The 23,683-nt window shown below is 38.6% G+C and carries 29 protein-coding genes; 20 read left to right on the top strand and 9 right to left on the bottom strand.

Annotation, left to right across the window (positions count from 1 at the left end; all coding sequences use genetic code 11):
- The first annotated feature begins 240 nt into the window (after positions 1-240).
- Complete coding sequence (locus AB3G38_RS22150) at positions 241-636, top strand: (deoxy)nucleoside triphosphate pyrophosphohydrolase (protein ID WP_367865882.1); 396 nt, start codon at positions 241-243, stop codon at positions 634-636.
- A gap of 11 nt (positions 637-647) precedes the next feature.
- Positions 648-830: a hypothetical protein gene (locus tag AB3G38_RS22155; protein WP_367865883.1), complete on the top strand. Its 183-nt coding sequence runs from the start codon at positions 648-650 to the stop codon at positions 828-830.
- A gap of 4 nt (positions 831-834) precedes the next feature.
- On the opposite strand, the gene AB3G38_RS22160 is transcribed toward AB3G38_RS22155, so the two are convergent.
- Both AB3G38_RS22160 and AB3G38_RS22165 read right to left on the bottom strand, forming a co-directional pair.
- Complete coding sequence (locus AB3G38_RS22160; RefSeq protein WP_367865884.1) at positions 835-1,314, bottom strand: TlpA family protein disulfide reductase; 480 nt, start codon at positions 1,312-1,314, stop codon at positions 835-837.
- Between the two features lie 245 nt (positions 1,315-1,559).
- Positions 1,560-2,441, bottom strand: coding sequence for a hypothetical protein (locus AB3G38_RS22165; RefSeq protein ID WP_367865885.1), 882 nt, complete (start codon positions 2,439-2,441; stop codon positions 1,560-1,562).
- 210 nt (positions 2,442-2,651) lie between these two features.
- Here AB3G38_RS22165 and AB3G38_RS22170 point away from each other — a divergent pair, with 210 nt between their 5' ends.
- The 7 genes from AB3G38_RS22170 to AB3G38_RS22200 all read left to right on the top strand — a co-directional run bounded on the left by AB3G38_RS22170 (position 2,652) and on the right by AB3G38_RS22200 (position 8,980).
- Positions 2,652-2,915: a hypothetical protein gene (locus AB3G38_RS22170; RefSeq protein WP_367865886.1), complete on the top strand. Its 264-nt coding sequence runs from the start codon at positions 2,652-2,654 to the stop codon at positions 2,913-2,915.
- Between the two features lie 337 nt (positions 2,916-3,252).
- Positions 3,253-4,461, top strand: a complete 1,209-nt coding sequence (locus AB3G38_RS22175) for an MFS transporter (RefSeq protein WP_367865887.1) — start codon at positions 3,253-3,255, stop codon at positions 4,459-4,461.
- A gap of 276 nt (positions 4,462-4,737) precedes the next feature.
- Positions 4,738-5,148, top strand: coding sequence for an OsmC family protein (locus AB3G38_RS22180; RefSeq protein WP_367865888.1), 411 nt, complete (start codon positions 4,738-4,740; stop codon positions 5,146-5,148).
- A gap of 395 nt (positions 5,149-5,543) precedes the next feature.
- Positions 5,544-5,960: a hypothetical protein gene (locus AB3G38_RS22185; protein WP_367865889.1), complete on the top strand. Its 417-nt coding sequence runs from the start codon at positions 5,544-5,546 to the stop codon at positions 5,958-5,960.
- A 155-nt stretch (positions 5,961-6,115) separates the two neighbouring features.
- A complete protein-coding gene (locus tag AB3G38_RS22190) occupies positions 6,116-6,820 on the top strand; it encodes a hypothetical protein (RefSeq protein ID WP_367865890.1) in 705 nt (234 codons plus the stop codon).
- A 9-nt stretch (positions 6,821-6,829) separates the two neighbouring features.
- Positions 6,830-7,939 carry a hypothetical protein gene (locus AB3G38_RS22195; RefSeq protein WP_367865891.1) on the top strand — a complete coding sequence of 370 codons (1,110 nt, stop codon included), beginning with the start codon at positions 6,830-6,832 and terminating at the stop codon, positions 7,937-7,939.
- 36 nt (positions 7,940-7,975) lie between these two features.
- Positions 7,976-8,980: a hypothetical protein gene (locus tag AB3G38_RS22200; protein WP_367865892.1), complete on the top strand. Its 1,005-nt coding sequence runs from the start codon at positions 7,976-7,978 to the stop codon at positions 8,978-8,980.
- Positions 8,981-9,056: 76 nt separating this feature from the next.
- On the opposite strand, the gene AB3G38_RS22205 is transcribed toward AB3G38_RS22200, so the two are convergent.
- The 4 genes from AB3G38_RS22205 to AB3G38_RS22220 form a co-directional block, all read right to left on the bottom strand.
- Positions 9,057-9,539: a hypothetical protein gene (locus tag AB3G38_RS22205; RefSeq protein ID WP_367865893.1), complete on the bottom strand. Its 483-nt coding sequence runs from the start codon at positions 9,537-9,539 to the stop codon at positions 9,057-9,059.
- A gap of 11 nt (positions 9,540-9,550) precedes the next feature.
- A complete protein-coding gene (locus AB3G38_RS22210; RefSeq protein ID WP_367865894.1) occupies positions 9,551-10,030 on the bottom strand; it encodes a hypothetical protein in 480 nt (159 codons plus the stop codon).
- 498 nt (positions 10,031-10,528) lie between these two features.
- Positions 10,529-10,855, bottom strand: a complete 327-nt coding sequence (locus AB3G38_RS22215; protein WP_111632195.1) for a DUF3276 family protein — start codon at positions 10,853-10,855, stop codon at positions 10,529-10,531.
- 70 nt (positions 10,856-10,925) lie between these two features.
- A complete protein-coding gene (locus AB3G38_RS22220; protein WP_367865895.1) occupies positions 10,926-12,716 on the bottom strand; it encodes an ABC transporter ATP-binding protein in 1,791 nt (596 codons plus the stop codon).
- 111 nt (positions 12,717-12,827) lie between these two features.
- On the opposite strand from AB3G38_RS22220, the gene AB3G38_RS22225 reads away from it, so the two are divergent.
- The 9 genes from AB3G38_RS22225 (at position 12,828) to AB3G38_RS22265 (ending at position 18,911) form a co-directional block, all read left to right on the top strand.
- Entirely contained in the window at positions 12,828-13,916 is a 1,089-nt protein-coding gene (locus AB3G38_RS22225; RefSeq protein ID WP_183867453.1) for a Glu/Leu/Phe/Val dehydrogenase, read from the top strand.
- 90 nt (positions 13,917-14,006) lie between these two features.
- The gene (nusB, locus tag AB3G38_RS22230) at positions 14,007-14,900 is read left to right on the top strand and encodes a transcription antitermination factor NusB (RefSeq protein ID WP_367865896.1); all 894 of its coding nucleotides are present in this window, start codon (positions 14,007-14,009) and stop codon (positions 14,898-14,900) included.
- An 11-nt stretch (positions 14,901-14,911) separates the two neighbouring features.
- Entirely contained in the window at positions 14,912-15,358 is a 447-nt protein-coding gene (locus AB3G38_RS22235; RefSeq protein WP_367865897.1) for a DUF1573 domain-containing protein, read from the top strand.
- Between the two features lie 21 nt (positions 15,359-15,379).
- Entirely contained in the window at positions 15,380-15,703 is a 324-nt protein-coding gene (gene yajC / locus AB3G38_RS22240; protein ID WP_041885747.1) for a preprotein translocase subunit YajC, read from the top strand.
- 89 nt (positions 15,704-15,792) lie between these two features.
- Positions 15,793-16,740, top strand: coding sequence for a YbbR-like domain-containing protein (locus AB3G38_RS22245; RefSeq protein WP_367865898.1), 948 nt, complete (start codon positions 15,793-15,795; stop codon positions 16,738-16,740).
- Positions 16,740-17,336, top strand: coding sequence for a dephospho-CoA kinase (coaE, locus tag AB3G38_RS22250; RefSeq protein ID WP_367865899.1), 597 nt, complete (start codon positions 16,740-16,742; stop codon positions 17,334-17,336). Before AB3G38_RS22245 ends, coaE begins: the two co-directional genes overlap by 1 nt.
- The gene (locus AB3G38_RS22255) at positions 17,337-18,278 is read left to right on the top strand and encodes an exonuclease (RefSeq protein WP_367865900.1); all 942 of its coding nucleotides are present in this window, start codon (positions 17,337-17,339) and stop codon (positions 18,276-18,278) included.
- Positions 18,278-18,451, top strand: a complete 174-nt coding sequence (locus AB3G38_RS22260; RefSeq protein ID WP_367865901.1) for a DUF5522 domain-containing protein — start codon at positions 18,278-18,280, stop codon at positions 18,449-18,451. The genes AB3G38_RS22255 and AB3G38_RS22260 overlap by 1 nt, the downstream gene beginning before the upstream one ends.
- A gap of 4 nt (positions 18,452-18,455) precedes the next feature.
- Positions 18,456-18,911 carry a MarR family winged helix-turn-helix transcriptional regulator gene (locus AB3G38_RS22265; RefSeq protein ID WP_367865902.1) on the top strand — a complete coding sequence of 152 codons (456 nt, stop codon included), beginning with the start codon at positions 18,456-18,458 and terminating at the stop codon, positions 18,909-18,911.
- A 22-nt stretch (positions 18,912-18,933) separates the two neighbouring features.
- On the opposite strand, the gene AB3G38_RS22270 is transcribed toward AB3G38_RS22265, so the two are convergent.
- The 3 genes from AB3G38_RS22270 to AB3G38_RS22280 are packed head-to-tail and all read right to left on the bottom strand — an operon-like array spanning position 18,934 to position 20,950.
- On the bottom strand, positions 18,934-19,659 hold the full coding sequence (locus AB3G38_RS22270) for a ZIP family metal transporter (protein ID WP_367865903.1): 726 nt from the start codon (positions 19,657-19,659) through the stop codon (positions 18,934-18,936).
- Positions 19,659-20,222 (bottom strand): phosphatase PAP2 family protein, encoded by a 564-nt coding sequence (locus tag AB3G38_RS22275; protein WP_367865904.1) that lies wholly within the window; start codon positions 20,220-20,222, stop codon positions 19,659-19,661. Before AB3G38_RS22275 ends, AB3G38_RS22270 begins: the two co-directional genes overlap by 1 nt.
- Positions 20,219-20,950, bottom strand: coding sequence for a class I SAM-dependent methyltransferase (locus tag AB3G38_RS22280; protein ID WP_367865905.1), 732 nt, complete (start codon positions 20,948-20,950; stop codon positions 20,219-20,221). Before AB3G38_RS22280 ends, AB3G38_RS22275 begins: the two co-directional genes overlap by 4 nt.
- Before the next feature lie 137 nt (positions 20,951-21,087).
- On the opposite strand from AB3G38_RS22280, the gene glmM reads away from it, so the two are divergent.
- Positions 21,088-22,476 (top strand): phosphoglucosamine mutase, encoded by a 1,389-nt coding sequence (glmM, locus tag AB3G38_RS22285; RefSeq protein ID WP_367865906.1) that lies wholly within the window; start codon positions 21,088-21,090, stop codon positions 22,474-22,476.
- Between the two features lie 6 nt (positions 22,477-22,482).
- Positions 22,483-23,631 carry a cysteine desulfurase family protein gene (locus AB3G38_RS22290; protein ID WP_367865907.1) on the top strand — a complete coding sequence of 383 codons (1,149 nt, stop codon included), beginning with the start codon at positions 22,483-22,485 and terminating at the stop codon, positions 23,629-23,631.
- The last annotated feature ends 52 nt before the right edge of the window (positions 23,632-23,683 follow it).

The following is a 23,683-nucleotide window of genomic DNA, read 5'->3' on the forward strand; positions in this document are numbered from 1 at the left end:
AATTATAAAGTTACAGGTAAAAATATCAAAAAAAACCGGCCCTTGTGTAAGGCCGGCAATTTTAATTAGGTGTGCTTGTTATCTTTGTCTGTCACCTCTTTGTGGCTGGTTATCTGTCAGGGATATTCCAAATTAGTTATCATCATTCAGTATATCAGGGTCTTTACCTATGAGCGAAGGTTATTTGCCGATGAACAGGAAATACTTATCGCCCATAGCTGATTTTTTTAATATTTTAGCATGATGATAGATGTATCCTGTGCACTGATTATTAGTCAGAACGGACAAGTTTTAGTAGCTCAAAGGAGTTTGAGTATGCATTTGCCGCTTAAATGGGAGTTTCCCGGGGGGAAAGTTGAGCCTGGTGAAACTGCTGAAGAATGCCTGATCCGGGAAATCCGGGAAGAACTTGGTGTGGAAATCCGGGTGACAAAAAAAATGCAACCTTCGGTTTATGACCAGGGAAAACAGGTAATCCGTCTGCTTCCTTTTCAATGTAAACTGATTGCGGGAGAGATCAGGCTTACTGAGCATGCTGCTTTTCAATGGCTGCTGCCTGCCGGATTAAATAAACTGGACTGGGCAGAAGCCGATATTCCAATCGTACAAAACTTTATGGATGAAATGATGTTGTAAAGAAAATCTATATGATGAACTCATTTTTCAAAACAATCATCGCAGGCTGGGGCGCTAAAAAACTTGGCGGAGGCTGCCTGTCTACTATCGTTATTTTTGTTCTTATCTATGTTGCTTTAGGTCAATGCAGCAGAACGCCTCAACGTACGGCCGCATTGCACAAAACTGTACCTGCTACAGAAAACAGGCAGTAATTCTTTATTTTGCGATAGCTGCAAAAAGCTTGGGTAACTCCTTGTCACCACTGGTTTTGAAAGTAAGCGCATTTTTAGAAGAGTATAAAAATAGAGACGGGTATTTTGCAGGCTGAAATAAAGGGATAAATACGTGATCACGATCTTCCAGCAGTAATACATTCTTTTTTCCAACCAGGTTTTTACCATATTTACCCATGAAATCATTCATTGTAATATGCTGATCAAGGGAAACAAGGTAGATATTCAATTTTTTTAAATCTTCATATTTCTTAGACAGTTCAATCATGGTCTTCTGACAGTGGACGCAGGTTGCATCAAAGAAAACAAAAAGTGATTGGTGAGCTGGAACTATCTGGGCTTTCGTGAATGCTTTTCCATCAGCTTTGTAGAACTGGAAATCCGGAATAGCTGTAGCAGGCATTTGAGCCGAAGCCGTAAAAGAAATTAAGGCTATCAAAAAGCCGAATAAATATGGTTTCATAAGATCATATGTTTTTTTCAATACGCATGATGCCGGGCGTATTTGTGCAGGCTTCATTCATACGATTAAGGTAATCAAATATAATAATAATCAGGATTGCCGGAAATGATAAGAAAATTAATTTTTAATGGAAAAAGAAACGGGGACCATCCAGGCGGACGGTCCCCGTTATCTAATTAACGCTCTCGTATATAAGACGACCAAATCTTCAATTTATTGTGTACGGTTAAAAAAAATTGAGAAATTTAATTTGCCCGGTAGGAAGCGACAGGTCTGGCCAGTTCATATTTAATCCAGAAATCGGAAGCTGCTGTACGCTGATCATTTAAACCTGCTGCACTACGGGCTCCTTTACCACCACACATGCCGCCGCCATGTCTTCCACCTCCGCCACCGCGCATGCCGCCGCCCATTCCACCACCTTTGCCTCCCTGCATGCCGCGGCCACCACCAGTTGAACCTTCGCCCGCTGGCATTTCTTTAGGATGATGTTCTGTACCACTGTTTATTTTGATATTATAGGCCACCGCCTTCGTTTCATCTCCTTTTAAACCAAGCTGATTTAATGGGATTGCCAGTTCGCAGATATAATCTCTCTGTTTATTGAAAGCTGCTGCGACCGCTATACCATCTTTATTTGGCATAGGTAAACTTCCGTCAGGAATATTTTTAAAGCCTGAAACTTGTATGCTATGTACTCCACCATGTTCAAATTCATTAGTTGCGGCAACCTGATGTGATAAAGTGTCATTTTGTTCGTGAGGAGCGGGAGGCTGGTTCATACCCAGAAAATTGAGTTTAATACCATCTTTCTTTTTTCCTGCGGTATTGATATCCAGGGTGAGCCCTGCATACATCAATTTCCTCGTCGTCGCTTCATCCAGTGATTCAATGATTATATAAAGGTTTTGCTGGTCATTAGCCAGTGCAAATGCAAGTCTGGTGTCCGTGTTGTAATTATTGAGTGGCTCATGCCATTCGTCAGGGATTCCGTCAACTTTAACGGGTTGCTGTACCCATAAATTTACGTCCGCGTCCGGATCTGTTTTTTGCGCATAAAGAGATGTGGATGAAACGCAGGTGATACTGCTAAAGAGAACTAAACTCAGGATGGTTTTCAAATCCATTTTTTTGAAACAAGGGGGATAAACAACCTCGCTTAACAAAGCTATCTGATCAGCTGCGTATTCTAAATAAATTAACACTTTTTAACGCATTAAAATCGTAACAAAAGTGCGTATCGTGTTGTTCCTTTTATTCATAATAGACTTATGGGACTTTTGCCTATTGTGTAATTTATGGGTTCAGTGTATCTTGGCTAAATACTAAATATAAACATGACAGCTGTTGACCTCCAAAAGAGACAGAAATTATTCTATAGTATTATAGATCAGGTGGAGAAAGATTATCACTTATACTTTGGTCTTAAATCTATTCAAAAGAGATTAAGCCAGACAGAGCGCATCTATGATCATTTTATACTCGATCATCAATCTTTCGGAATATCTTTTTATCCGGAAAGTGACTTGCCTCAAGAAATCAGAGATTTGATTTTAGACGCCCGTGACCAGACGTTTTCTGAGCAGATACATCTGGGCTAAAATTGACTTTATGATTACTTTGCTAAACGCTTTTAGATTTTAATTGTAGTTGGAATTTAAGGTTTTGTCTTTAATTTAGGTTTCTGAATCTCACCTGATTTTCGAGCCTATGAAACCTCTCATTTTCATTGTTTTATGATTATTTATCCTGGATGCTTCCGCACAAAACAAACCAAGGGGTTTATTGAGCGATTTGTATCAGATAAAAACAGCTGCTCATGTGAAATTTTCCCCCGATGGAAAATGGCACCCATGAGCTCACCAGGTCTGGAAGCAACAGGCAGCGTGCTGACCAGCTGTTAAGAACCATAGAATTTTTTGAACGATACAAACTATAATGATTAAAAAAGTATATACCACCTATAAAGATTCTTTTTCTGGATTAAGCTCCGAAACCTGGTTATTAAGTATAGTGATGCTCATCAACAGGAGCAGTAGTATGGCTGTACCTTTTATGAGTTTATATATGACCCAATACCTGCACAGACCACCGTCTGATGCGGGACTGATTATTACTCTTTTTGGAGTGGGGTCTATTCTGGGGGCAACCGCAGGTGGCAAACTGACTGACGTGATTGGCTTCCGGGCTGTACAAATTATCTCTTCTATTGTCGGCGGGTTGTTTTTTATCCTGTATTCTACGATTACACATTTTAATGCCTTATGTATGCTGACTGTTGTGATCAGTTTCTTTTCTGAAGCTTTCAGACCGGCAAATTTTGCTGCGATTGCAACTTATGCGAAAGAAGGGACTCAAACCCGTTCCTATTCGTTGAACAGGCTGGCAACGAATATGGGCTTTGCTGTAGGAAGTGCGGTAGGAGGGATTGTTGCCTCTTTTAGCTACCCTTTACTCTTTGTGGTGGATGGTTCTGTAAGTGCCCTTTCTGGTCTTTCTATTTTATTGCTTTTGCCCGCAACTGTAAAGGGAACACGAAAAGCAGTTGCTGAAAAAATTAAAGGAATGCAGGTGCGTAAGCCCTGGGAAGATATGCTGTTCATTAAGTTCTTATTGCTGACTACGATGTTAACTACTTGTTTTTACCTGATGTTCAGAGTAGTCCCATTGTTTTATAAAGAGGTATGGCATATCAATGAACTGAAAATTGGTTTGATATTGGGGATGAATGGCTTGATTATCGCACTTTTTGAAATGATCATGATCAGCAGGATTGAGAATAAACGTTCTCCGGTTCATTATATCGTCAAAGGTGTATTGTTTATTGGCGGTGCATATCTCATGTTATTATTACCCGGAATCACACCGGTTATGGTCGCTCTTTTATCTGTGCTGCTGTTTACAATCGGAGAAATGTTTGCGCTTCCTTTTATCAATACTTTTGTGATGAGCAGAACGAATGAGTTTAACCGCGGACAATATGCTGCCGGATATACTTTAAGCTGGTCGGTTTCACAAGTGATCGGCCCTTCAGCAGGTTTTTATCTGGCTGAAAAATATGGATATAACTGGTTGTGGATTATGCTGATCTTATTGTTAGTCGTTTGTGCGTCAGGTTTTAAATTACTGAAACATAAAATGGATTAAACTGTCATTAATAGTGAATGCAATTTTGTAATATTATCTAACAAAAAATAAACAATTTAAAACTATATAGATGAACCCGACATGAGTAAAATAATGATTAAGCATGCAATGCAATCATTATTTTATTCATCAAAGGCTCCATCTAACAAAAAAAACAATTTAAAACTATATAGATGAACCCGACATGAGTAAAATAATGATTAAGCATGCAATGCAATCATTATTTTACTCATCAAAGGCTCCATCTAACAAAAAAAACAATTTAAAACTATATAGATGAAACGTAATGCAACAGCCGTTTGGAATGGCACAATCAAAGAAGGTAAAGGTCATTTAACAACTGACAGCACTGTACTGAACCAAACTCAATATTCATTTAGCAGCCGTTTTGAAGATGGCGCAGGAACTAATCCAGAAGAGTTGATGGCAGCTGCACACGCAGGATGTTTTACCATGAAATTAAGTCTTGACTTAACTGAAGCTGGTTTTAACCCAACATCACTGGAAACTAAAGGAACAGTATCTTTAGAGAATGGAGTGATCACAAGTTCTAACCTGGTGCTGAAAGCCATTATCCCTGGTATCACTGAAGAGCAATTTCAGGAAATTGCTGCTGGTGCAAAAGAAAACTGTCCGGTAAGTAAAGCTTATAATGTGGCTATTTCTCTGGAAGCTAGTTTAGTTTAAGAGCATAATTAGTATAATTTTTAAGAAGCTGTTGAAACGGTTTCAAAGAAATGCTTTCTGTAAAGAAGGCATTTTTTTTAGGTGAGAATTTGCTGCGGTTAGTATTTAGGCGGGGCGATAAGGTTGCGCATCACTAAAAAAATAACAATTAATGCCAGCAGAATGATCATAATTTCTGACAATCCAATTTTGATATTATTGAATATATATAATATGGTATTCATCTTGTAATTTGGTTTATGGATGGTGATTTACCTTCCTGTTTACGTTTATTGGATGCGTGTGGATTTCAATGTATTGAATATTATAGTAAACGGGCTTTTATATTTAATCTTTAACCAAACAATACGGCTTTTCATTCCTTTTTAGGGTATAGATTTCTAAAAAATTAAATTATGGACAGGTTAGTAATTGAATCAATCCTCTCGGAGACTGAAAAAATATATGTATCAAATGATAGTGAAAGTGCTGAATTGGGTACGATACTGATGCTAGGCTTTAAGGCTGATCATGCGGAACAGGTGGTTAATGCCTTTACGGCTTTGAAAAATATAACGCATGATAAGGCGGTAGAGCTGGTGATTTGCAAAACACTGGCTTCAGGGATTTATGATGTGGAGCTTAAAACAGATGCGCTGGATGAACCAGTCAGGATTCTGAATAAAGCAATACCAGATGATTTGCTGCTGCGGCTTGAAAATCAATTGCAAAAGAACCGGAAGATTCTGCTGGGTACTAATGTATCTGAACAGGAGAGCTGGATTAGTTTAACTCATGCATTGGTTAAAGAGTGCGCAGTTAAAGAAAAATAAATTGTTTCTCTAACCAGCTTCTATAATCATTTCCGGCATTCGGCTTGAAAGTGGTTATAGAAGCTGTTTTTAGTTAATCGTCATCCCCGCTGATGGATTTAAAATTCCTTTTATTGTATTGTTTTTTGTTATTTTCGTGACAGATAAAATTAATTATGAGTGAGGAACCAGCTAATAACTCCTTTGGGATTTTAAAAAGCTTAAAGAAATTAATCTTTGAGGACAGTCCTGAACCATTTGTACCTGAATCAAAACAGGCAGTAACGCCAGCACCAATTAAAACAGGTGAAGTTGTAACTAACAACCCTCAAACCAATCTAACACAAAATACTTCTGATTTGCCACCGGCAGATGTTAAGCAGATGAAGCTTAAAGTGCTGGAAATACTAGAAAGGATTAATGCACCTGGTTTGGACTTTTTTGAAGTCTGGAATGCAGCGGCCGAAATGGGCAGTGTGGATGCAGGCTCTATTAAAGCAGCTTTTACTTCTTTAAAGTACGTGGATAAAACGCTGGATAAAGATAAACTGGTCAGGACTGGTGAGAATTATGCGGCTGAATTGCAAAAGGTTATTGATAAGGAAACCAGTCAGAAACAGTTGCAAAAGGAAAATATTGAACAGAATCAGGTAGCAGAAAAAGCCAGCCTGACTGCAGAGATTCAGCGTCTTGAACAAAATATGGAAGAGTTGCGTGAAAGGCTGAGCTCCAGACAAAAGGAACTTAAAGAAATCAATAATAAATATGAACCTCAGTTGAAAGATATAGATGCGAAAATTGCTGTTGGTAAAACAGCGGTTGCAGAAGTGATCACTGATATTAAAAATGCGCTTAACATAATCCAAACCAATATAAACTAAAAAATTAAGATGGAAAATAAGTCCCAATTTGTAAACATACCGGCCGAACTGAAAAGCCAGTTACCTATATTCCAGGTACTGGGTGATCATTTACCGAGCCAGATGCAAACGCCAGAAGCCAAAAAAACAATGGCTAATATCTTTTTCTGGACAATTGTTTTAGGCGGCGCTTTTGCTTTTTTTAAATTCCTGCCCATCATGCTGGAATATGCAGCTAAAAGTATCCTGCTGGTGATTTTTAGTATTATCCTGATTGTTTTATTATTACTGGCACCAAAAATTATTGCTTTACTTCACCGTTTGGGAACAATTCTTATATTTAAAGGAGAGAAGGCTATTATCCGTAACAATCCGATTGAAACATTGCAGTTGTTATCAAGAGATGCTAAAGATACTTTGAAGCGGGTAAAAGAAAAGATAACTAATGTAGACGGCGTACGCATTGATATGATCCAGAGTGGAGAAACTGCGCAGAAAACGGCAGAAGAAAAATATACTTATGCGAAGCGTTTTACGGTTGAAGCAGCTAATCTGGATGAAAAAGGAAAACAGGAAGCGGCTAATAACAATACGGAGAAAGCGAATGGTTATGGCAGAGATGCAAAAGAAACCCGTACTAAAGCATTTTTACTAGGGAAAGAAGGGGAATCTGAAGAACAGAATGCAAGAAGTTATGTGCAGTATGCGAACCAGTTTGCCAAGGTGCTGGAAGTTTTAAAGGACAATGAAAGTGCTGCCCGTATTTATGTAAGTACACTTGATAGCAGTATTTCTATCATTTCCAAAAAATTGGAAGCGACGCAGAAAATGAAAAATGCGACTGATGGTTTGGCGGAAGTATTTAATATTAAAGATAGCTGGGTATTTCAGGAGGCAATGAATGCAGCCACCGGAGCAATCAGTCAGAATATTGCTTCTATCCGTTCTAATCTTGATTTTCTGGATCAGAATAACAATATCACTGTGGGCGGTGCACCAACACAGGGTGAATTGGAAGAATTTATCCAAAAAGTGGATCAGCGTAATCTTAAAATGCTTAATGTTAGCCAGATGTCGGATGCCTCTTATGAATTGAAAGCGGAAGAAAAGGTGGATAAGGGTTTTACGCTGCTGGATTAATTAAATTATTAACAATAGAAATATAAAAAAAAGAATATGGAAGAGAAATCAACATGGGGCAGATTGCGCTGGCCGATAAAGGCAATAATTATTGCTATTCCAATTATAGCATTAGGTTACTGGGCATCTGAAAGTGGTAAACTGAATGGTTCAGCAACAAAAGCAGCGCAGGATAGTACAGGTATTAGTCGTAGTGCAAGTGCTTCAGGTTCTGCTTCGGCAGCAACCAGTGATGAAAAACGTTCTTTTAACTATACTCCTGAAAAACCTGTAAATGGCGAGTACAAAGGTGTGGTTGAGGTTGGTGCTTCTGGTTTTAACTCTTTTGTAGTTAATATTGATAAAGAAAAACGCTGGGAAATTATTTCCAAGGACTTTGGAAAATCTTTTGTCTATGAAGGTATGGCTACGACTGCTGATATCCGTACAGGATTAAAAGATTATATAGGTGCTATGTTTGATAAGGGAGTAAAATCTAAAAACATACATTTTGTAATTAGCTCTGGTGCACAAAAAGAACCTAAAACTGCTGCCATTACTTCTGAGCTGAAGAAAATGGGTTATGTAGTGAACCTGGTTACTGCTGAGCAGGAAGGTAAACTGGCCTTAAAATGTGTATTGCCTGCTTCTTATTATGATAACTCTTTTGTGGTTGATATTGGTTCGGGTAATACTAAGATATCATGGATGGATGGTATAGTTAAATCTGCTGAGGCGCCGGGAGCGAAGTATTATGAGAAAGATTTAAAAGATGCTGCTGTTTATGATCAGGTTAAAGCCATTGCAGATAAAATTCCTTCAACTAAACGCGAAGTTTGCTTTATCATTGGTGGTGTTCCGTTTGAACTGGCTAAACAGACCCGTAACGGTGAGGAAAGATTTACAGTATTAAATAATCCTGAAAAGTATAATACTGATAAGGTAAAAATCAAAAGTGGTGTAAATATTTACAAAGCGATCAAGGATGCGACGCATTGTGATACTTTCGTTTTTGACTGGGATGCTAACTTTACCATAGGATTCTTATTGTCAGTGAAATAAACGCTTTACATTTCAAAAAGAAAGCAGCCTTGTCAATGACGAGGCTGCTTTCTTTGTTTAAAAAGGATGATTATGTTTACTTCACGAACTCCATTAATGGTTCGAGAATTGTCGTTTCGTAGGCTAATTGTTCTCTATGTCCTTTCTTCGTATTTGAAAAGGGCTCGCTGATCGGGTAGCTTTTTATAAAACGCGTACTTTTCGCACCAATAGTATACGTTAGTTCACCATAACTCGTCTCATTTACCAGCCTGATTTCTTCAAAGTCCATCAGCGTTTTTGTATAAATACCAGGTATCTTTTTATATACTTTGCGGGTACCCTGATCAAAAATGATGGTTACATTTACTAAAAAAAGAAATTCATAGACTACATAACAGCAAAGTCCTGCTGCAATAATATAGAGTACTACTTTGATATCATGTGCGATAGTCAGCAATGGAACGACACCGTAGCATAAAAAAATTACGACTAAAAAGGTTTTTATTTTGGTATAATAACTCAGATTAGGCTGAATACTGAACCGGCCATCTGAGATTTGTAAGTTATGAAGCGCCATAATTCTTAGTCTTATACGTGGTTTTCAATTTTCATAATGTACATGGCTTCATTAATCATATTATTGAGTGGTGCTGTAGAAAATACAGACTGGTTTAGCATTAAAAGTTTCTCTTTACCGCTGATGTTTAAGATCATGCTGGCAGTAGCATTCATTGTAATCCCGAATATGGAAACTGTTCTGGCAACGAGGAAGGTTTCGAAATTATCCAGACTATAGGCTACCTCGGCAGAGAACAGGTTCTTTTTTAAAAGAATCTGTCGGGATTCCATATCAATGGTAGTTTTAGCGGTAAGGCGGAGTAAGGCCATTGCACCGAGTAATGCAATGCCATAACCGATCCACCTGTTGGCTTTATCAGTTGCGCCTATGGTAAAAGCAGTGGCAAGGCCTGCTATAATACATAAGCCACCAATAAAGGCAATAAATACGAATTGTGCTTTCAAATGATATTTGTCACCTTCCTGTTCAAAGTACTTGTAGTTTTCCATGTTGTTTCTGTTTCAAGATTAATTGGGTTGTTTAAACAATAGTATATTTATTGTGGTTCATTTATGCTGTTGTTAAAATATATTTATTTTATCAGACAAACAAAATTTGGCGACAAAATTAATGCCATGTGTGTTGGTATTTACCGTTAAATGCTGGGATTTGTAGTAACCAATTGACTTTTTGTTGAATACAGGTGAGCTGGCATTCTGAAAAAGAATTTCCGGCTATTATTTGTAGAGGAAATTGTATTGATTTTGAACCAGGAAAGATTATGAAAGGATAGTAATCATTTAAACCGATTTTTAATCCCGCTATTATGGCAAATTCGCCATAATTAAAATATGGCTGTTTGGAAGAATCACCATGGTTAATAGCTGATCAGACCCGGGTTGCTCCGATGCACCCGGGGTTTTATTGCTTATAAATCCGGAATTTAAATAGTCAGGGCATAAAAAAAGCCCCTGTACGGAGCCTTCTAAAAGTTCTTTAATCCTATCCTAGAAAGAAAAATCATCATTCTGGCCTTTTGCAGCACCTTCATGGTTTTCTGAATATTCATAGCGTTTTTCAACAACTTCCTGGTGATTCTTGATATAATCAACCGTCTCATTTAATCCTTCAGCGAATTTCTCAAAATCTTCTTTGTATAAAAAGATCTTATGTTTTACAAATACACCGTCTTCCAGTCTTTTCTTGCTTTCAGTAAGGGTTAAATAATAATCTCCTGAACGTGTTGCTTTAACGTCGAAAAAATAAGTTCTTTTACCGGCCCTTACTTTTTTAGAAAAAACCTCTTCTCTCTCTTTGTTGTCAAATTCTCCCATGTTTGGTATCGCTGTTGGTTTTTGGTTCGGGTAAATATAAAGTATTAATTAGATAAGATCAAAATAGAAATTAAAGAGATTTATTTTCTTCTTCCAATAACTGGTTCTGATACATCTCTTCGTAGATGCCATGAAGGTTAATGAGTTCATCATGAGTACCTTGTTCTGCAATACGCCCTTCTTCGAGTACCAGAATCCTGTCTGCTTTTTTAATAGTAGAAATCCTGTGCGCAATTAATATGCTGGTCTTTCCTTTCATGACATTACCCAGATTATTTAAGATTTCTTCCTCAGTTTTCGTATCTACTGCGGAAAGACAATCGTCAAAAATCAATATTTTAGGCTCTTTTATCAATGCCCTGGCAATGGATACCCGTTGTTTTTGTCCGCCGGAAAGCGTGATTCCACGCTCCCCGAGCATGGTGTCAAACTTCAGCTCAAAGTCCATTATATTATGATATACGGCGGCATTACGTGCTGCATTTTCGATTTCCAGATCAGTTACCTGATCCAGTCCAAAGGCAATATTATTCTTGATGTTATCAGAAAAGAGAAAAACTTCTTGCGGAACGAAACCGACCTGATCTCTGAAGGAATTGAGGTTGATTTTCTTCAGTGGAGTACCATCAACCGAGATCTGACCTGAATCGGTATCGTACATCCTCATCATCAGATTGGCCAGCGTGGACTTTCCTGATCCGGTACGCCCGATGATCGCTACAAACTGTCCTGCCTTAATATCAAAACTTACATCTTGTAATGCTTTGATACCTGTATCCTGATAAGTAAAGTTAACGTGGTCGAATTTGATATTTCCGCTAACTTCTCTGGCAGGTGCGTCTCCGCTTTGGATATCTGATTGTAATTCAAGGAATTCATTGATCCTTTTCTGAGAAGCTGAAGCGCGCTGAATTAATGTGGTTACCCAGCCCAGCATCGTTACCGGGAAAGTAAGCTGGTTGACATATACAATGAATTCTGCAATGTTCCCTGCTGTAATAGAGCCGTCGAGTACTTGCTCTCCGCCTATATATATGGTAAGAATAGTACTCAGGCCAACTAAAAGAAGCATGGTCGGGTAAAAGAGTGCTTGTACCCGTACCAGTCCCATAGCACTGTTTTTATAGTCGCTGCTTTCATTGGCGAAAATTTCCCTGGTATAATCTTCTCTGACATAGGATTTGATCACCCGGATACCTGAAAATCTTTCCTGTACGAAACTTGATAAACGGGAAAGCTGTTCCTGGATCTGCTCGCTTTTGTTATTGATTTGTGTGTTGACAAAATAGATAATAACAACCAGTACCGGCAGCGGCAGTAAAGAAAAAGTAGCGAGCTTAGCGTTCACGGCATACATGGAAGTAATAATCAGCAGAAATAAAACAAGGGTATTGATGGTATACATAATTGCAGGGCCAACATACATTCTTACCCGGTTTACATCTTCTGTAGCCCTGTTCATTAAATCGCCGGTATTATTGCGGCGATAAAAGCCCAGACTCAGTTTTTGATAGTGTGCGTAAATCTCGTTCTTCATATCAAATTCAATATGTCTGGACATCAGAATGAGGGTCTGGCGCATAAAGAATAGAAATAAGCCCCTGATCAGATAGAGGATCAACACGAGCAAGCCAAAATACAGCAAACTGTAACTGAAGATATCATAAATGATCTGCTGTCTTTCGAAGCCGCTGAAAAGGCCGTAAATCTGGATGTTCTCGGTAATAAGGTTAAAGGCATGGCCAATAACCTGAGCTGGAATTACACCGAAAATATTAGAGATAATAACGAAAAACACCCCGGGTACAATCCACCATTTATATTTATAGAAATATTTATTTAAAAAACGAAGGTGCTTCATGTGGCGTAAAGTTAGCCAATTGCACATGATTTTTGAAAACTGTTTGGTTAAAACAATGTAAATAATGTTTTTTATCCTTAGTTTTGCGGGCTGTCTGATAAACGAAATCTTATGTCTGGTAATAGTTCTGCGGTAACCTCAATTTTAGATCAACTAAGTGCTTTAGGACACAAAAAAGTTGTTTTTTGTAATGATCCCGATACCGGTTTAAAAGCCATTATTGCTATTCATGATACAACACTGGGGCCTGCTTTAGGTGGTACAAGGATGTTAAGCTATGCTACCGAAACTGAAGCACTGGAAGATGTGCTGCGGTTATCAAGAAGTATGACTTATAAAGCTGCAATTACAGGTTTAAACCTGGGTGGTGGTAAAGCGGTCATCATTGGCGATTCCCGCAAAGGAAAATCTGAAGCGATGATGCGTAGTTTCGGCCGTTTTATCCAAAATCTGAATGGTGAGTTTATTACTGCTGAGGATGTGGGTACAACGACTAAAGACATGGAGTATATCAGCATGGAAACCAAATATGTGACGGGAGTTCCTGAGTCTATTGGCGGAATGGGTGATCCTTCACCTACTACTGCTAAAGGGGTTTTCCTGGGAATAAAAGCTTGTGTGAAAGAAGTTTTTGGTACCGATATGCTGGCAGGCCGTTCTGTTGTGGTCCAGGGAATCGGAAATGTAGGGGAACAGCTGGTAGAATTACTGAGAAATGAAAACGTTGAAGTTTTTATCAGTGATATCAATGAGGAACGTTTACACCATATTGCAAGAAAATATAAAGCAAAACCTGTAGAGGCCAATAAAGTATTCGGTCTTGACGTTGATATCTATGCGCCGTGTGCGCTGGGGGCGACGGTCAATGATGTGACTATTCCAAGAATGAAGTTTGCGATTATCGCAGGTTCAGCGAACAATCAGCTGGCGGATGAGCAGGTACATGGTAAATTACTTTTGGAAAAGAATATACTTTTTGCACCAGATTACCTGATTAATGCCGGCGGACTGATTAATTGTTATTCGGAATTAACAGGTTTCGGAAGAAAACGCACGATGCAGCTGACAGAAAATATCTACCAGGCAACGCGTAATGTAATTAAGCTGTCCAAGGCAGAAAATATCCCAACAATCCTGGCAGCAAACAGGATTGCGGAACAAAGAATAATAGATATCAAAAAAATAAAATCATCATTTTAATAACCGGTATATTACCAACTCGTTCTTACATTCATGTTAAATAGAAGGCACCTACGAATTAAAGTCCTGCAAAACATTTTTGCGTGGCAAATGACAGACAAAAAGGATCTACTTTCTGCAAAGAAAGAATTGATGCACAGTATTGACCAGGTTTATGAAATGTATGTCAGAATGCTGGCATTACTTTCTGAGATTACGGAATACACTGCAGTTGACGCGATTGAAAGAGCTAACAAGCATTTTCCTACTGCGGAAGATCTGAATCCTAACAAAAAGTTACTGCGCAACAACTTCATTGTTTTGCTGCAGGAAAATCCTGAATTTAAATCGGCTGTAAACAAATACCAGATTAACTGGCATGCGGATCCTGAATTCATCAGAACAATCTACAATAAGCTGAAGGCTACTCCTGAGTATATTGCTTATCTGGCAGATACTGATGATAGCCTGGAAGGATCAAAAGAGATTATCAAATTTATCTTTAGAAAAATCATTCTGAAAAGCCAGAATATCATCCAGGCTTTTGAAGATAAGTTTATCAACTGGCCGGTAGATAAAGAAGTAATGCAGGGGATGGTTGCAAAAACCCTGAAGAATTTTACGTCAGAAGATCCGTTTAAAAATAAACTTACCCCAATCAGTGTGGATTGGAAAGAGGACAGCAAATTTGTGGAAGATCTTTTCACTTATACACTGAAAAATAATACAGAATATCAGAATTTAATCGCTGAGCGTACTAAAAACTGGGAATCGGAACGTATTGCATTAATGGATACTATCTTAATGAAAATGGCTATTTGTGAGCTGATGAATTTCCCTTCAATTCCGGTAAAAGTTACCATTAACGAGTATCTTGACTTATCAAAAGATTACAGTACTCCGAAAAGTAATTCATTTATTAACGGTATATTGGACAAAATTTTAGGCGATTTAAAACGTACAAACAGTATCAAGAAAATTGGCCGCGGATTAATAGAAGAATAAAAAATATATTAATGAAGAAGATCTTTTTACTTGCATTTGCAGCAGCAGCATTAGCTGCCTGCCAACAAACAAAACCTGCAGCAGTTGCTACTGACAGTGTAGTTAAAACTACTGAAACTAAAACAGTAGCTTCACCTGACGCACCTGTAATCAGTTTCAAACAGGGAATGTACAATTTCGGTAAAATCGTACAGGGGGAGTCGGTACATTATGAATTCAAATTTACAAACACAGGAAAAAGCCCGTTGATTATTACCAATGCGACTGCAACTTGTGGCTGTACTATTCCTGAAATTCCGAAAGAGCCTATTAAACCAGGAGCTGACGGCGTTATTAAAGTAGTTTTTAATAGTGCTGGCAAAATAGGAATGCAGGATAAAGTTGTTACGATCACTTCAAACGGTAATCCTTCTACCACAGAAGTACATCTGATTGGTGAGGTTAAAGAAAGAACATAATTTTATAATAATACAATCAATATGACATTAACAGTAATTTTAGATGCTGCTGCCGGCGGAAGCAGTATGTTAAGTACCCTGGTTCCAATGGTATTAATCATGGTAGTTTTCTATTTCTTCATGATCAGACCACAAGTTAAAAAAGCTAAAGACCACAAGAAATTAGTTGCAGACCTGAAAAAAGGTGACAAAATAGTTACTACTGCTGGTATTCATGGCAGAATCGTTGATATGAATGAACTTACTTTTCTAATCGAAGTTGAAGGCGGTACTAAAATCCGTTTTGACAAGTCAGCGATTTCTCTGGATGCAACTAAAGCATCTACGGAATTGCCTAAGGCTTAATTCGCTGATAGACATTAAAAAGCCGCTCCATTATTGGCGCGGCTTTTTTGTTTAGTGATAAAACCTTAAATTTGATTAATTACAGCCGTATGCCATTCATTAAACTTACAAAAATAGAGCGAAAGCGCTTTTTAGTATTGATCACTTGCGTGCTTCTGGCTATTGCAGGATGGTTATTTCTGGCGTTGAACAATAAATATGTTTATACGGCCAAGACTGTCCTGATTTATAAGAATTTTCCGCAGAAAAAGGCTTTTCATCCTTTACAGTCTGATACGGTAGATCTGCAGGTAGAAGGAACGGGCTGGCAATTGTTATTTGCACGTTTAAGGGTGAACCCGCAGTTTATCAGCATCAACCTTGAAAAGTTGAATAACAGGAATTTTATCCTTTTTTCAGAACAGCTATATAGTGTGAACAACCAGCTGGAAACTTCACAGAAAATTATATCTGTACGCCCGGATACACTATACTTTGATTTTTCTAAAAGGACGGTGAAAAGGGTTCCGGTCAGGTTAGTCTCCAATTTATCTTTTGCCAAGCAGTTTGGTATTTCTGATGTGATTCAGTGTACACCCAATTACGTAACAGTTTCAGGCCCGCAGGAAGAGCTGGAAAAGATTAGTGAATGGAAAACTGATACTTTAGTATTGCATAATATTCAGAACCAGGCAGTGACCAGAGTGGGGATGAAGCAGAACCTGTTTAAAAATGTGAACATATTTCCAGCGAGTGTCGAGGTTAAATTACCGGTAGATGAGTTTACGGAGAAAACACTGGAGGTGCCACTGAAAATTATCAATAATGGTGAATATTATAATGTTAAGCTTTATCCGAAAAAGGTGAAGATAACTTTTATGGTTGCCTTATCCAGTTATCAGCAGGTAAATGAGGATTTCATTGAGGCAGTAGTAGATTTGAATGAGTGGAAGTTAAAGCATCATGGCCAGCTGACTGTAAAGTTGACCCGCTTTCCTGATTATTGCAGAAAGGTCAGGGTAGACCCGGAGAAAGTTGATTTTATTATAGAAAAATAATGATTAAGATTGGGATTACTGGTGGTATAGGAAGTGGGAAAACCACGGTTTGTCACATATTCGAGCAGCTGGGGATCCCTGTATTTTATGCAGATACCGTAGCTAAGGAAATTATGGTGACTGATCCGGTATTAAGGGAAGGGATGATGAATACCTTCGGCATTGAAAGTTATGAACTGTCCGGGAAGCTGAATAATAAACATATCGCTCAAATTGTATTTAATAATAAAACAGAACTGGAGAAACTGAATGCATTGGTTCATCCGGCTGTATTCCGGGCATTTGAAAGCTGGCAGCAAACGATACCGGCAGATGTACCTTATAATTTGAAAGAAGCTGCCCTGTTATTTGAGAGTGGTTCTTATCAGATGTGTGACCATAGTATTCTGGTCACTGCATCTAAAGCGGTCAAAATAAAGCGGGTGATGGAGCGGGACAGCGTAACCAGCGAACAGGTGGAGGCGCGCATGGATAAGCAGCTGAGTGATGAAGAAAAGAAAAAAATGGCTGATTTTTTGATTACAAATGATGAAAGCCAATCGGTAATACTCCAGGTATTGGAGCTGCACCATCAATTTATAAACCTTACAAAATAAATGATATTAGCGGATTTTTTAGTGCCAACTAAAATTGGACTGTATTGCGCCTATGGCAATTTTTACCTGGACCCAAAAGAAATGGTAAAGGATGCAGTAATTTCACATGCACATGGGGACCATGCGATTAGTGGTAATTTTAATGTGTATTGTACAAAGGCAACCTCATTGTTCATGATACAGCGGTATAAGAAATTTGCGGCGGGTGAATTTCATCTGTATGATTTTCATGCCGGGTTTGTATTGAATGGGGTGAAGATCAGTTTTATTCCTGCGGGCCATATTTTAGGTTCGGCCCTGGTGATGATGGAGTATAATGGCGTTAAGTATCTGTATACGGGAGATTACAAGCTTCAGCCGGATACAACTTGTGAGCCTATCGAATTTGCGGAGGCTGATGTACTGATTACAGAAACAACTTTTGCGAATCCTGATACTAAGCATCCGGATGTGGAACTGGAGATCAAAAAATTAAATGCAACAACGAGCAATATTATGCTGGGTGCTTATGCTTTAGGTAAAAGTCAGCGGTTGATTAAATTGATCAGTGACCTTTGTCCGCAGCGGAGAATCCTGGTACACCATAGTATTCTTCCTTTTGTGAAAATTTATGAACAGATGGGAATTGATATGGGGAAATATGAAGTCTATGATCGGAAAGTGATGAAAAACACCAAAACGGATATGATTTACCTGGTACCGCCACTGGTTTACAGAAGTTATATCAAAGCGGTGAATGTAATCAGGGTGTTTGCAACGGGATGGAAACATTTACAGCACAATAATGAGCTTCAATTGTTCATTTCTGACCATGTGGACTGGGATGATATCATTTATACGATAGAAAAAGTTAAGCCAAAAGAGATCTGGACTACACATGGGAGTGGAATTCAACTAAAAAGTTATTATTCAAACATTATTACTGTTAAATTGCTTAACTAATGGAACAGATTGCCGATTATTATTTCAATGAGGAGGGCTTGATGGTTTTTACGGAAGCGTACCACCTTAAACGTGGTTATTGCTGTAAAAATGGTTGCAAGCATTGTCCATGGAAGTACGGCAGGAAGAAGAACAATGGTAATGATAATGAACTAACCTCAGAAAAAAGATAACGTGATGCAGTTGCAGAAAGAAATAAAAACTCCCCGCTATGAAAGCGTATTCCACGAGGCAATGGTCAACGTGGCATTTACGCAGAATTGGTGTAATGATCAGGTAAAACAGGCGGTTTCATCCTACGATATTACAAATCAGCAGTTTAATGTGCTCAGGATACTGCGTGGCCAGCATCCTGATCCTTCGACTATCAATTTGCTGAAATCCAGAATGCTTGATAAAATGTGTGATGCTTCCCGGATTGTTGACCGCCTGGTACAGAAGGACTTGATTTGTAAAAAGACCAATACTTATGATAAGCGCGCGGTGGATATACTGATCAGTGAAAAGGGGTTGGCATTGTTAAAGAAAATGGATAAGGAAATGAATTTATCTACTATTCTTTCTGCTAATTTAACCCACCAGGAGGCGGAGCAACTGACCTCTTTACTGGAAAAAGCAAGAGGCAGCGCTTAATACGCTGCCTGTCAATTTCTATTTAGTGACTATGCCCTGAGGTATAAAATCCGATCAGGGCAATTGCAATACCCAATAAAACAGCAACCATTTTTCTTTTGGATACTTTATGATCTACGCTGGATTCAAATAAGATAGTGGTAGAGATATGTAAAAATATACCAATCACAATTCCCATCATTTTGTGGAAATAAACTTCTATCCCTCCAATACTGCCAGTGCTGATCCCATTGCTCACCCAGAATCCTAAAGGTGCCATGATGGCAAAAACAGCGAGGTAGAAGATGATTCCGGCAGGTTTGAATTTGTTTTGCATTAATATACTGGCCAATGCGAAAGCGGCAGGGATATGGTGAAGGGAAATACCGAAAATTAAGGCATTATGCTGATCTGCAGCCAGCGGCATTCCTTCTAAAAAGGCATGTAAACATAAACTGATCATGATTCCATAGGGAAAGATCCGGGTGTCGTTATGTTTGTGGATATGCCCGTGTTCTACACCTTCAGAAAACTGCTCTAATAAGATTTGTAAAAGAAATCCAATTAAGATGTAAATACCTATTTCTGCATGGTCCGGCCCGCTGTAAGCGTCGGGAATCAGGTGTAATACGGTGATCGCAAATAAATAAGCTCCACTGAAAGAGAGTATAAGTTTTAGCAGTTGTGACTTATCACTTTTGACTAAAAATATAGACAGCCCTCCAAAGAAGGCGCAAAAGAACAGGATTAAAATTTTCCAAACTTCCATTAAACTGCTGGTTGTAGTTTTTTATAGATCAGGGACACTGAAAATCCGATGGTTGAGCCTAAAGCAGCACCTGCTATAGTATCAATCGGGTAGTGTACGCCAACATATATTTGTGCAAAAGAAATAATAAATGCCCAGGCCAGGCCAACAGGCAGGATCGGCTTCCATCTTGGATAGAAAACCATAATTAAAAACACGGCTATACCGAAATGGTTTGTTGCATGTGCGGATGGGAAACTATAACCGCTGCCGCAGGGCACACGGTGAATAATATCATGAATCAGTGCCGGGTCGTTACAGGGTCTCAGCCTGGCAACAAATGGTTTGATGAATCTGGAAGAGATCATATCGCCCAGGGCAAACGTAAGCAGTACCCCGCCTATAATATACCAGCCTCTTTTTTTATATTCTTTGAAACTGAAAATGATAATAAACAGGTATAAGGGAGCCCAGGTGTACCTGTTCCGCATCAGTGGCAGAAACCAGTCCAGGAAACCGTTGGAGAGTCCTCTGTGGATTTTCAGAAACAGTTCTACATCGAAGGTATGCAGGCTCTCTATCATGCTTTTTTACAAACAAGGATTAATCTGTCAGATTTAGCTGCATCAAATTCTTCCAGGCTGTAGCTGCCAAATGTATTGATGATCTTTAATCCGCTTTTTTCAAGCATCCGTTCAAAATCAGCCAGACTGAATGCTTGTACACGCTCTTCAAAAGCATAGTGCTTGCTTTTATGCTCAAAGTTGATATGTTTAATGATTTTACCTTCGGCAACGAATTTACGCAGATCGAATTCTATACCTTCAAGGGTCTTCGTCTCTTTGTGAGTCAGGTTACTGATGATTTTCTGTGTGTTGAAATAATCTATGACTACGGTCCCGTCTTCTTTGATACTTTTTCTAAAAGATTTAAGTGCATTCACATGATCTTTCTCGGTATCAAAATATCCGAAACTGGTGAAGAGGTTCAGGGCAATATCATAGTAATTGATATAGCCCAGTTTACGCATATCATGTACAAAAAAATGAAGATGTTTTTGCTCAAACTGCTTCGCGTATTTGATGCTTTGTTCAGAAAGGTCAATTCCTGTAACATCAAATCCTTTTTTGTTTAAGTAAACGGAATGGCGGCCTCTGCCGCAGGCGATATCCAGTATACGGGAGTGTAGTGCTGGTTTCAGGTAAGCTGTCAGGTTATCAATTAAAAACTCTGCTTCAGCGTCATTACGCTGACTATATAAAATATGATAATAGGGAGAATTGAACCAATATTGAAACCACTTTCGCTGCATAAGGACCGTCTTAAATTTAGAAAAAGCAAATATAGTGATTAGGAATGCAACTGGGTGGACATTCGAGCCAATTTATCTTAAATATGACACCGCCTACTTAAATTTTTACTATTTTTGGAAAACAAAATTCATAGCAGTTGACACTTATAAAATCTATTTCAGGAATCAGGGGAACTATCGGCGGAATCGCTGGAAATGGGCTAACACCTATTGATATAGTGAAGTTTACCGCAGCTTACGGCTCGTGGGTAATTAAAAATACGAATATTAAGAAAATCGTACTTGGACGGGATGCACGGATCTCGGGAGACATGGTGAATAACCTCGTGACTGGTACTTTACAGGGACTGGGCATTGAAGTGATAGACTTGGGTTTATCTACTACACCAACTGTTGAAATTGCTGTCCCGATGGAAAAAGCGGGTGGTGGAATTATTCTGACAGCCAGCCATAATCCCAAGCAATGGAACGCACTGAAACTTTTAAATGAGAAGGGTGAGTTTATCAATGATGAAAATGGTAAAGAAGTATTAGAAATTGCTGAAAGAGCTGATTTTTCTTTTGCTGAGGTGAATGACCTTGGAAAAGTTATTTATGACGATTCTTATCTGCAAAAACATATTGACGTAATTCTGGCTTTGCCGCTGGTTGATGTTGAACTGATCAGAAAAGCAAATTTTAAAATTGCAATTGACTGTGTGAATTCTACAGGTGGTATTTTTATTCCTGCTTTATTAAAGGCATTAGGAGTGGAGACGGTATTCGAACTGTATTGTGAGCCAAATGGTGAGTTCCCTCATAATCCGGAACCATTGCCGGAAAACCTGACTGAAATTGCCAAAGTAGTACAAAGTAAACAGGCAGATCTGGGTATTGTAGTTGATCCTGATGTGGATCGTTTGTGTTTTGTTTGTGAGGACGGAACGATGTTCGGTGAGGAATATACTTTAGTTGCTGTAGCTGATTATATTTTGAAGAACCAGGTTGGTAATACAGTTTCTAACTTATCATCAACAAGAGCTTTAAAAGATGTAACCCTTAGAGCAGGCGGTGAATACAATGCTGCTGCTGTGGGTGAAGTGAATGTGGTAAACCAGATGAAAGCTACCCATGCAATTATTGGTGGTGAAGGAAATGGCGGAATCATTTATCCTGAATTACATTACGGACGTGATGCTTTGGTAGGTATTGCTTTGTTTTTAACACATCTTGCCAAATTCGGTAAATCTGTGTCTTTATTAAGAAGCAGCTACCCGAATTATCATATTTCTAAAAATAAGATCACTTTAACTCCTGAAATGGATATTGATGCTTTGTTGGTTAAAGTACAGGAAAAATACAAAAATCAGCCCAGCAGTACTATTGACGGATTAAAAATAGAGTTCGATAATGAATGGGTTCACCTGCGCAAATCAAATACAGAACCAATTATCCGTATTTACAGTGAAGCGGAAAATGAAACTGTAGCTGAAAACCTGGCGAACAAAATTATATCAGACATCAAAGAAATTTTAAAATTGAATTAATACAGAATGAACAGGATCTATTTAGATAATGCTGCAACTACGCCTCTGGATAAAGAGGTTATGGCTGAAATGATTAATGTGATGGAGAATTATTATGGTAATCCATCTTCAATTCATGCGCAGGGCCGTGAGGTGCGTACATTGATTGAAAAGGCCCGTAAAACTGTAGCTGGATTACTGAATGCGACACCTGCTGAGATATTTTTCACTTCGGGTGGTACAGAAGCTGATAATACAGCTATACGTTGTGGTATTGCAGCTTTTGGAATCAAACATGCCATTACTTCAAAAATTGAACATCATGCGGTTGAGCATACGCTGGGCCAGTTATTAAAAGATGGTGTTATTGATAAGCTGAGCTTTGTGAATATTGATGCTAAAGGTAATGTTGATTATGATCACCTGGAACAACTGTTAAAAGAGAATTCACGTTCTTTTGTTTCTTTAATGCATGCAAATAATGAATTGGCAACCCTGACCGATATGGAAAAGGCAGGCGATATTTGTGAGCGTTATGAGGCTATTTATCATTGTGATACGGTACAGACCATGGGTCATTATGTGCATGATGTCAGAAAGATTAAAGCACATTTTATAGTTTGTGCAGCGCATAAATTGCACGGTCCGAAAGGGGTAGGCTTTTTATTTGTTAACCATACGGTAAAAATCAGTCCGATGATATTTGGTGGTGCGCAGGAACGCAATATGCGTGGCGGAACTGAAAACGTATATGGAATTGTAGGGTTGGCAAAAGCATTGGAAATTGCTTATAGTCATATGGATGTGCATCAGACCTATATCCAGGAATTGAAAACTTACATGAAAGATAAACTGGTTGAAGAAATTCCTGCGATTAGTTTTAATGGAGAAACTGATCCTGAGAAAAGTTTATATACGGTTCTGAATGTATCGTTTCCGGCAATGGATATGTCTGATATGTTATTGTTTAACCTTGATATTAATGGTATCTCTGCATCTGGCGGAAGTGCTTGTTCTTCGGGTTCCAATATCGGATCTCATGTTTTGACTGCTATAGGTACTGATCCGAATCGTCCGTCAGTCAGATTCTCGTTCAGTAAGTTGAATACGAAAGAGGAAATTGATTATGTGATAGAAAAGGTGAAACATATTGTAGAACAGAATATCGCCGTTTAAGAATTTTATTGATTACAAAAAGCTCTGACCGCTGGTCAGGGCTTTTTTTTTA

This window comes from Pedobacter sp. WC2423 (assembly GCF_040822065.1).
In the GTDB taxonomy this organism is placed as follows: Bacteria; Bacteroidota; Bacteroidia; order Sphingobacteriales; family Sphingobacteriaceae; genus Pedobacter.

Bases quoted from the DNA above. Each gene is read 5' to 3' on its own strand.
- AB3G38_RS22150 (WP_367865882.1), top strand. From the start codon at position 241: ATGATGATAGATGTATCCTGTGCACTGATTATTAGTCAGAACGGACAA.
- AB3G38_RS22155 (WP_367865883.1), top strand. From the start codon at position 648: ATGATGAACTCATTTTTCAAAACAATCATCGCAGGCTGGGGCGCTAAA.
- AB3G38_RS22160 (WP_367865884.1), bottom strand. From the start codon at position 1,314: ATGAAACCATATTTATTCGGCTTTTTGATAGCCTTAATTTCTTTTACG.
- AB3G38_RS22165 (WP_367865885.1), bottom strand. From the start codon at position 2,441: ATGGATTTGAAAACCATCCTGAGTTTAGTTCTCTTTAGCAGTATCACC.
- AB3G38_RS22170 (WP_367865886.1), top strand. From the start codon at position 2,652: ATGACAGCTGTTGACCTCCAAAAGAGACAGAAATTATTCTATAGTATT.
- AB3G38_RS22175 (WP_367865887.1), top strand. From the start codon at position 3,253: ATGATTAAAAAAGTATATACCACCTATAAAGATTCTTTTTCTGGATTA.
- AB3G38_RS22180 (WP_367865888.1), top strand. From the start codon at position 4,738: ATGAAACGTAATGCAACAGCCGTTTGGAATGGCACAATCAAAGAAGGT.
- AB3G38_RS22185 (WP_367865889.1), top strand. From the start codon at position 5,544: ATGGACAGGTTAGTAATTGAATCAATCCTCTCGGAGACTGAAAAAATA.
- AB3G38_RS22190 (WP_367865890.1), top strand. From the start codon at position 6,116: ATGAGTGAGGAACCAGCTAATAACTCCTTTGGGATTTTAAAAAGCTTA.
- AB3G38_RS22195 (WP_367865891.1), top strand. From the start codon at position 6,830: ATGGAAAATAAGTCCCAATTTGTAAACATACCGGCCGAACTGAAAAGC.
- AB3G38_RS22200 (WP_367865892.1), top strand. From the start codon at position 7,976: ATGGAAGAGAAATCAACATGGGGCAGATTGCGCTGGCCGATAAAGGCA.
- AB3G38_RS22205 (WP_367865893.1), bottom strand. From the start codon at position 9,539: ATGGCGCTTCATAACTTACAAATCTCAGATGGCCGGTTCAGTATTCAG.
- AB3G38_RS22210 (WP_367865894.1), bottom strand. From the start codon at position 10,030: ATGGAAAACTACAAGTACTTTGAACAGGAAGGTGACAAATATCATTTG.
- AB3G38_RS22215 (WP_111632195.1), bottom strand. From the start codon at position 10,855: ATGGGAGAATTTGACAACAAAGAGAGAGAAGAGGTTTTTTCTAAAAAA.
- AB3G38_RS22220 (WP_367865895.1), bottom strand. From the start codon at position 12,716: ATGAAGCACCTTCGTTTTTTAAATAAATATTTCTATAAATATAAATGG.
- AB3G38_RS22225 (WP_183867453.1), top strand. From the start codon at position 12,828: ATGTCTGGTAATAGTTCTGCGGTAACCTCAATTTTAGATCAACTAAGT.
- nusB (WP_367865896.1), top strand. From the start codon at position 14,007: ATGACAGACAAAAAGGATCTACTTTCTGCAAAGAAAGAATTGATGCAC.
- AB3G38_RS22235 (WP_367865897.1), top strand. From the start codon at position 14,912: ATGAAGAAGATCTTTTTACTTGCATTTGCAGCAGCAGCATTAGCTGCC.
- yajC (WP_041885747.1), top strand. From the start codon at position 15,380: ATGACATTAACAGTAATTTTAGATGCTGCTGCCGGCGGAAGCAGTATG.
- AB3G38_RS22245 (WP_367865898.1), top strand. From the start codon at position 15,793: ATGCCATTCATTAAACTTACAAAAATAGAGCGAAAGCGCTTTTTAGTA.
- coaE (WP_367865899.1), top strand. From the start codon at position 16,740: ATGATTAAGATTGGGATTACTGGTGGTATAGGAAGTGGGAAAACCACG.
- AB3G38_RS22255 (WP_367865900.1), top strand. From the start codon at position 17,337: ATGATATTAGCGGATTTTTTAGTGCCAACTAAAATTGGACTGTATTGC.
- AB3G38_RS22260 (WP_367865901.1), top strand. From the start codon at position 18,278: ATGGAACAGATTGCCGATTATTATTTCAATGAGGAGGGCTTGATGGTT.
- AB3G38_RS22265 (WP_367865902.1), top strand. From the start codon at position 18,456: ATGCAGTTGCAGAAAGAAATAAAAACTCCCCGCTATGAAAGCGTATTC.
- AB3G38_RS22270 (WP_367865903.1), bottom strand. From the start codon at position 19,659: ATGGAAGTTTGGAAAATTTTAATCCTGTTCTTTTGCGCCTTCTTTGGA.
- AB3G38_RS22275 (WP_367865904.1), bottom strand. From the start codon at position 20,222: ATGATAGAGAGCCTGCATACCTTCGATGTAGAACTGTTTCTGAAAATC.
- AB3G38_RS22280 (WP_367865905.1), bottom strand. From the start codon at position 20,950: ATGCAGCGAAAGTGGTTTCAATATTGGTTCAATTCTCCCTATTATCAT.
- AB3G38_RS22290 (WP_367865907.1), top strand. From the start codon at position 22,483: ATGAACAGGATCTATTTAGATAATGCTGCAACTACGCCTCTGGATAAA.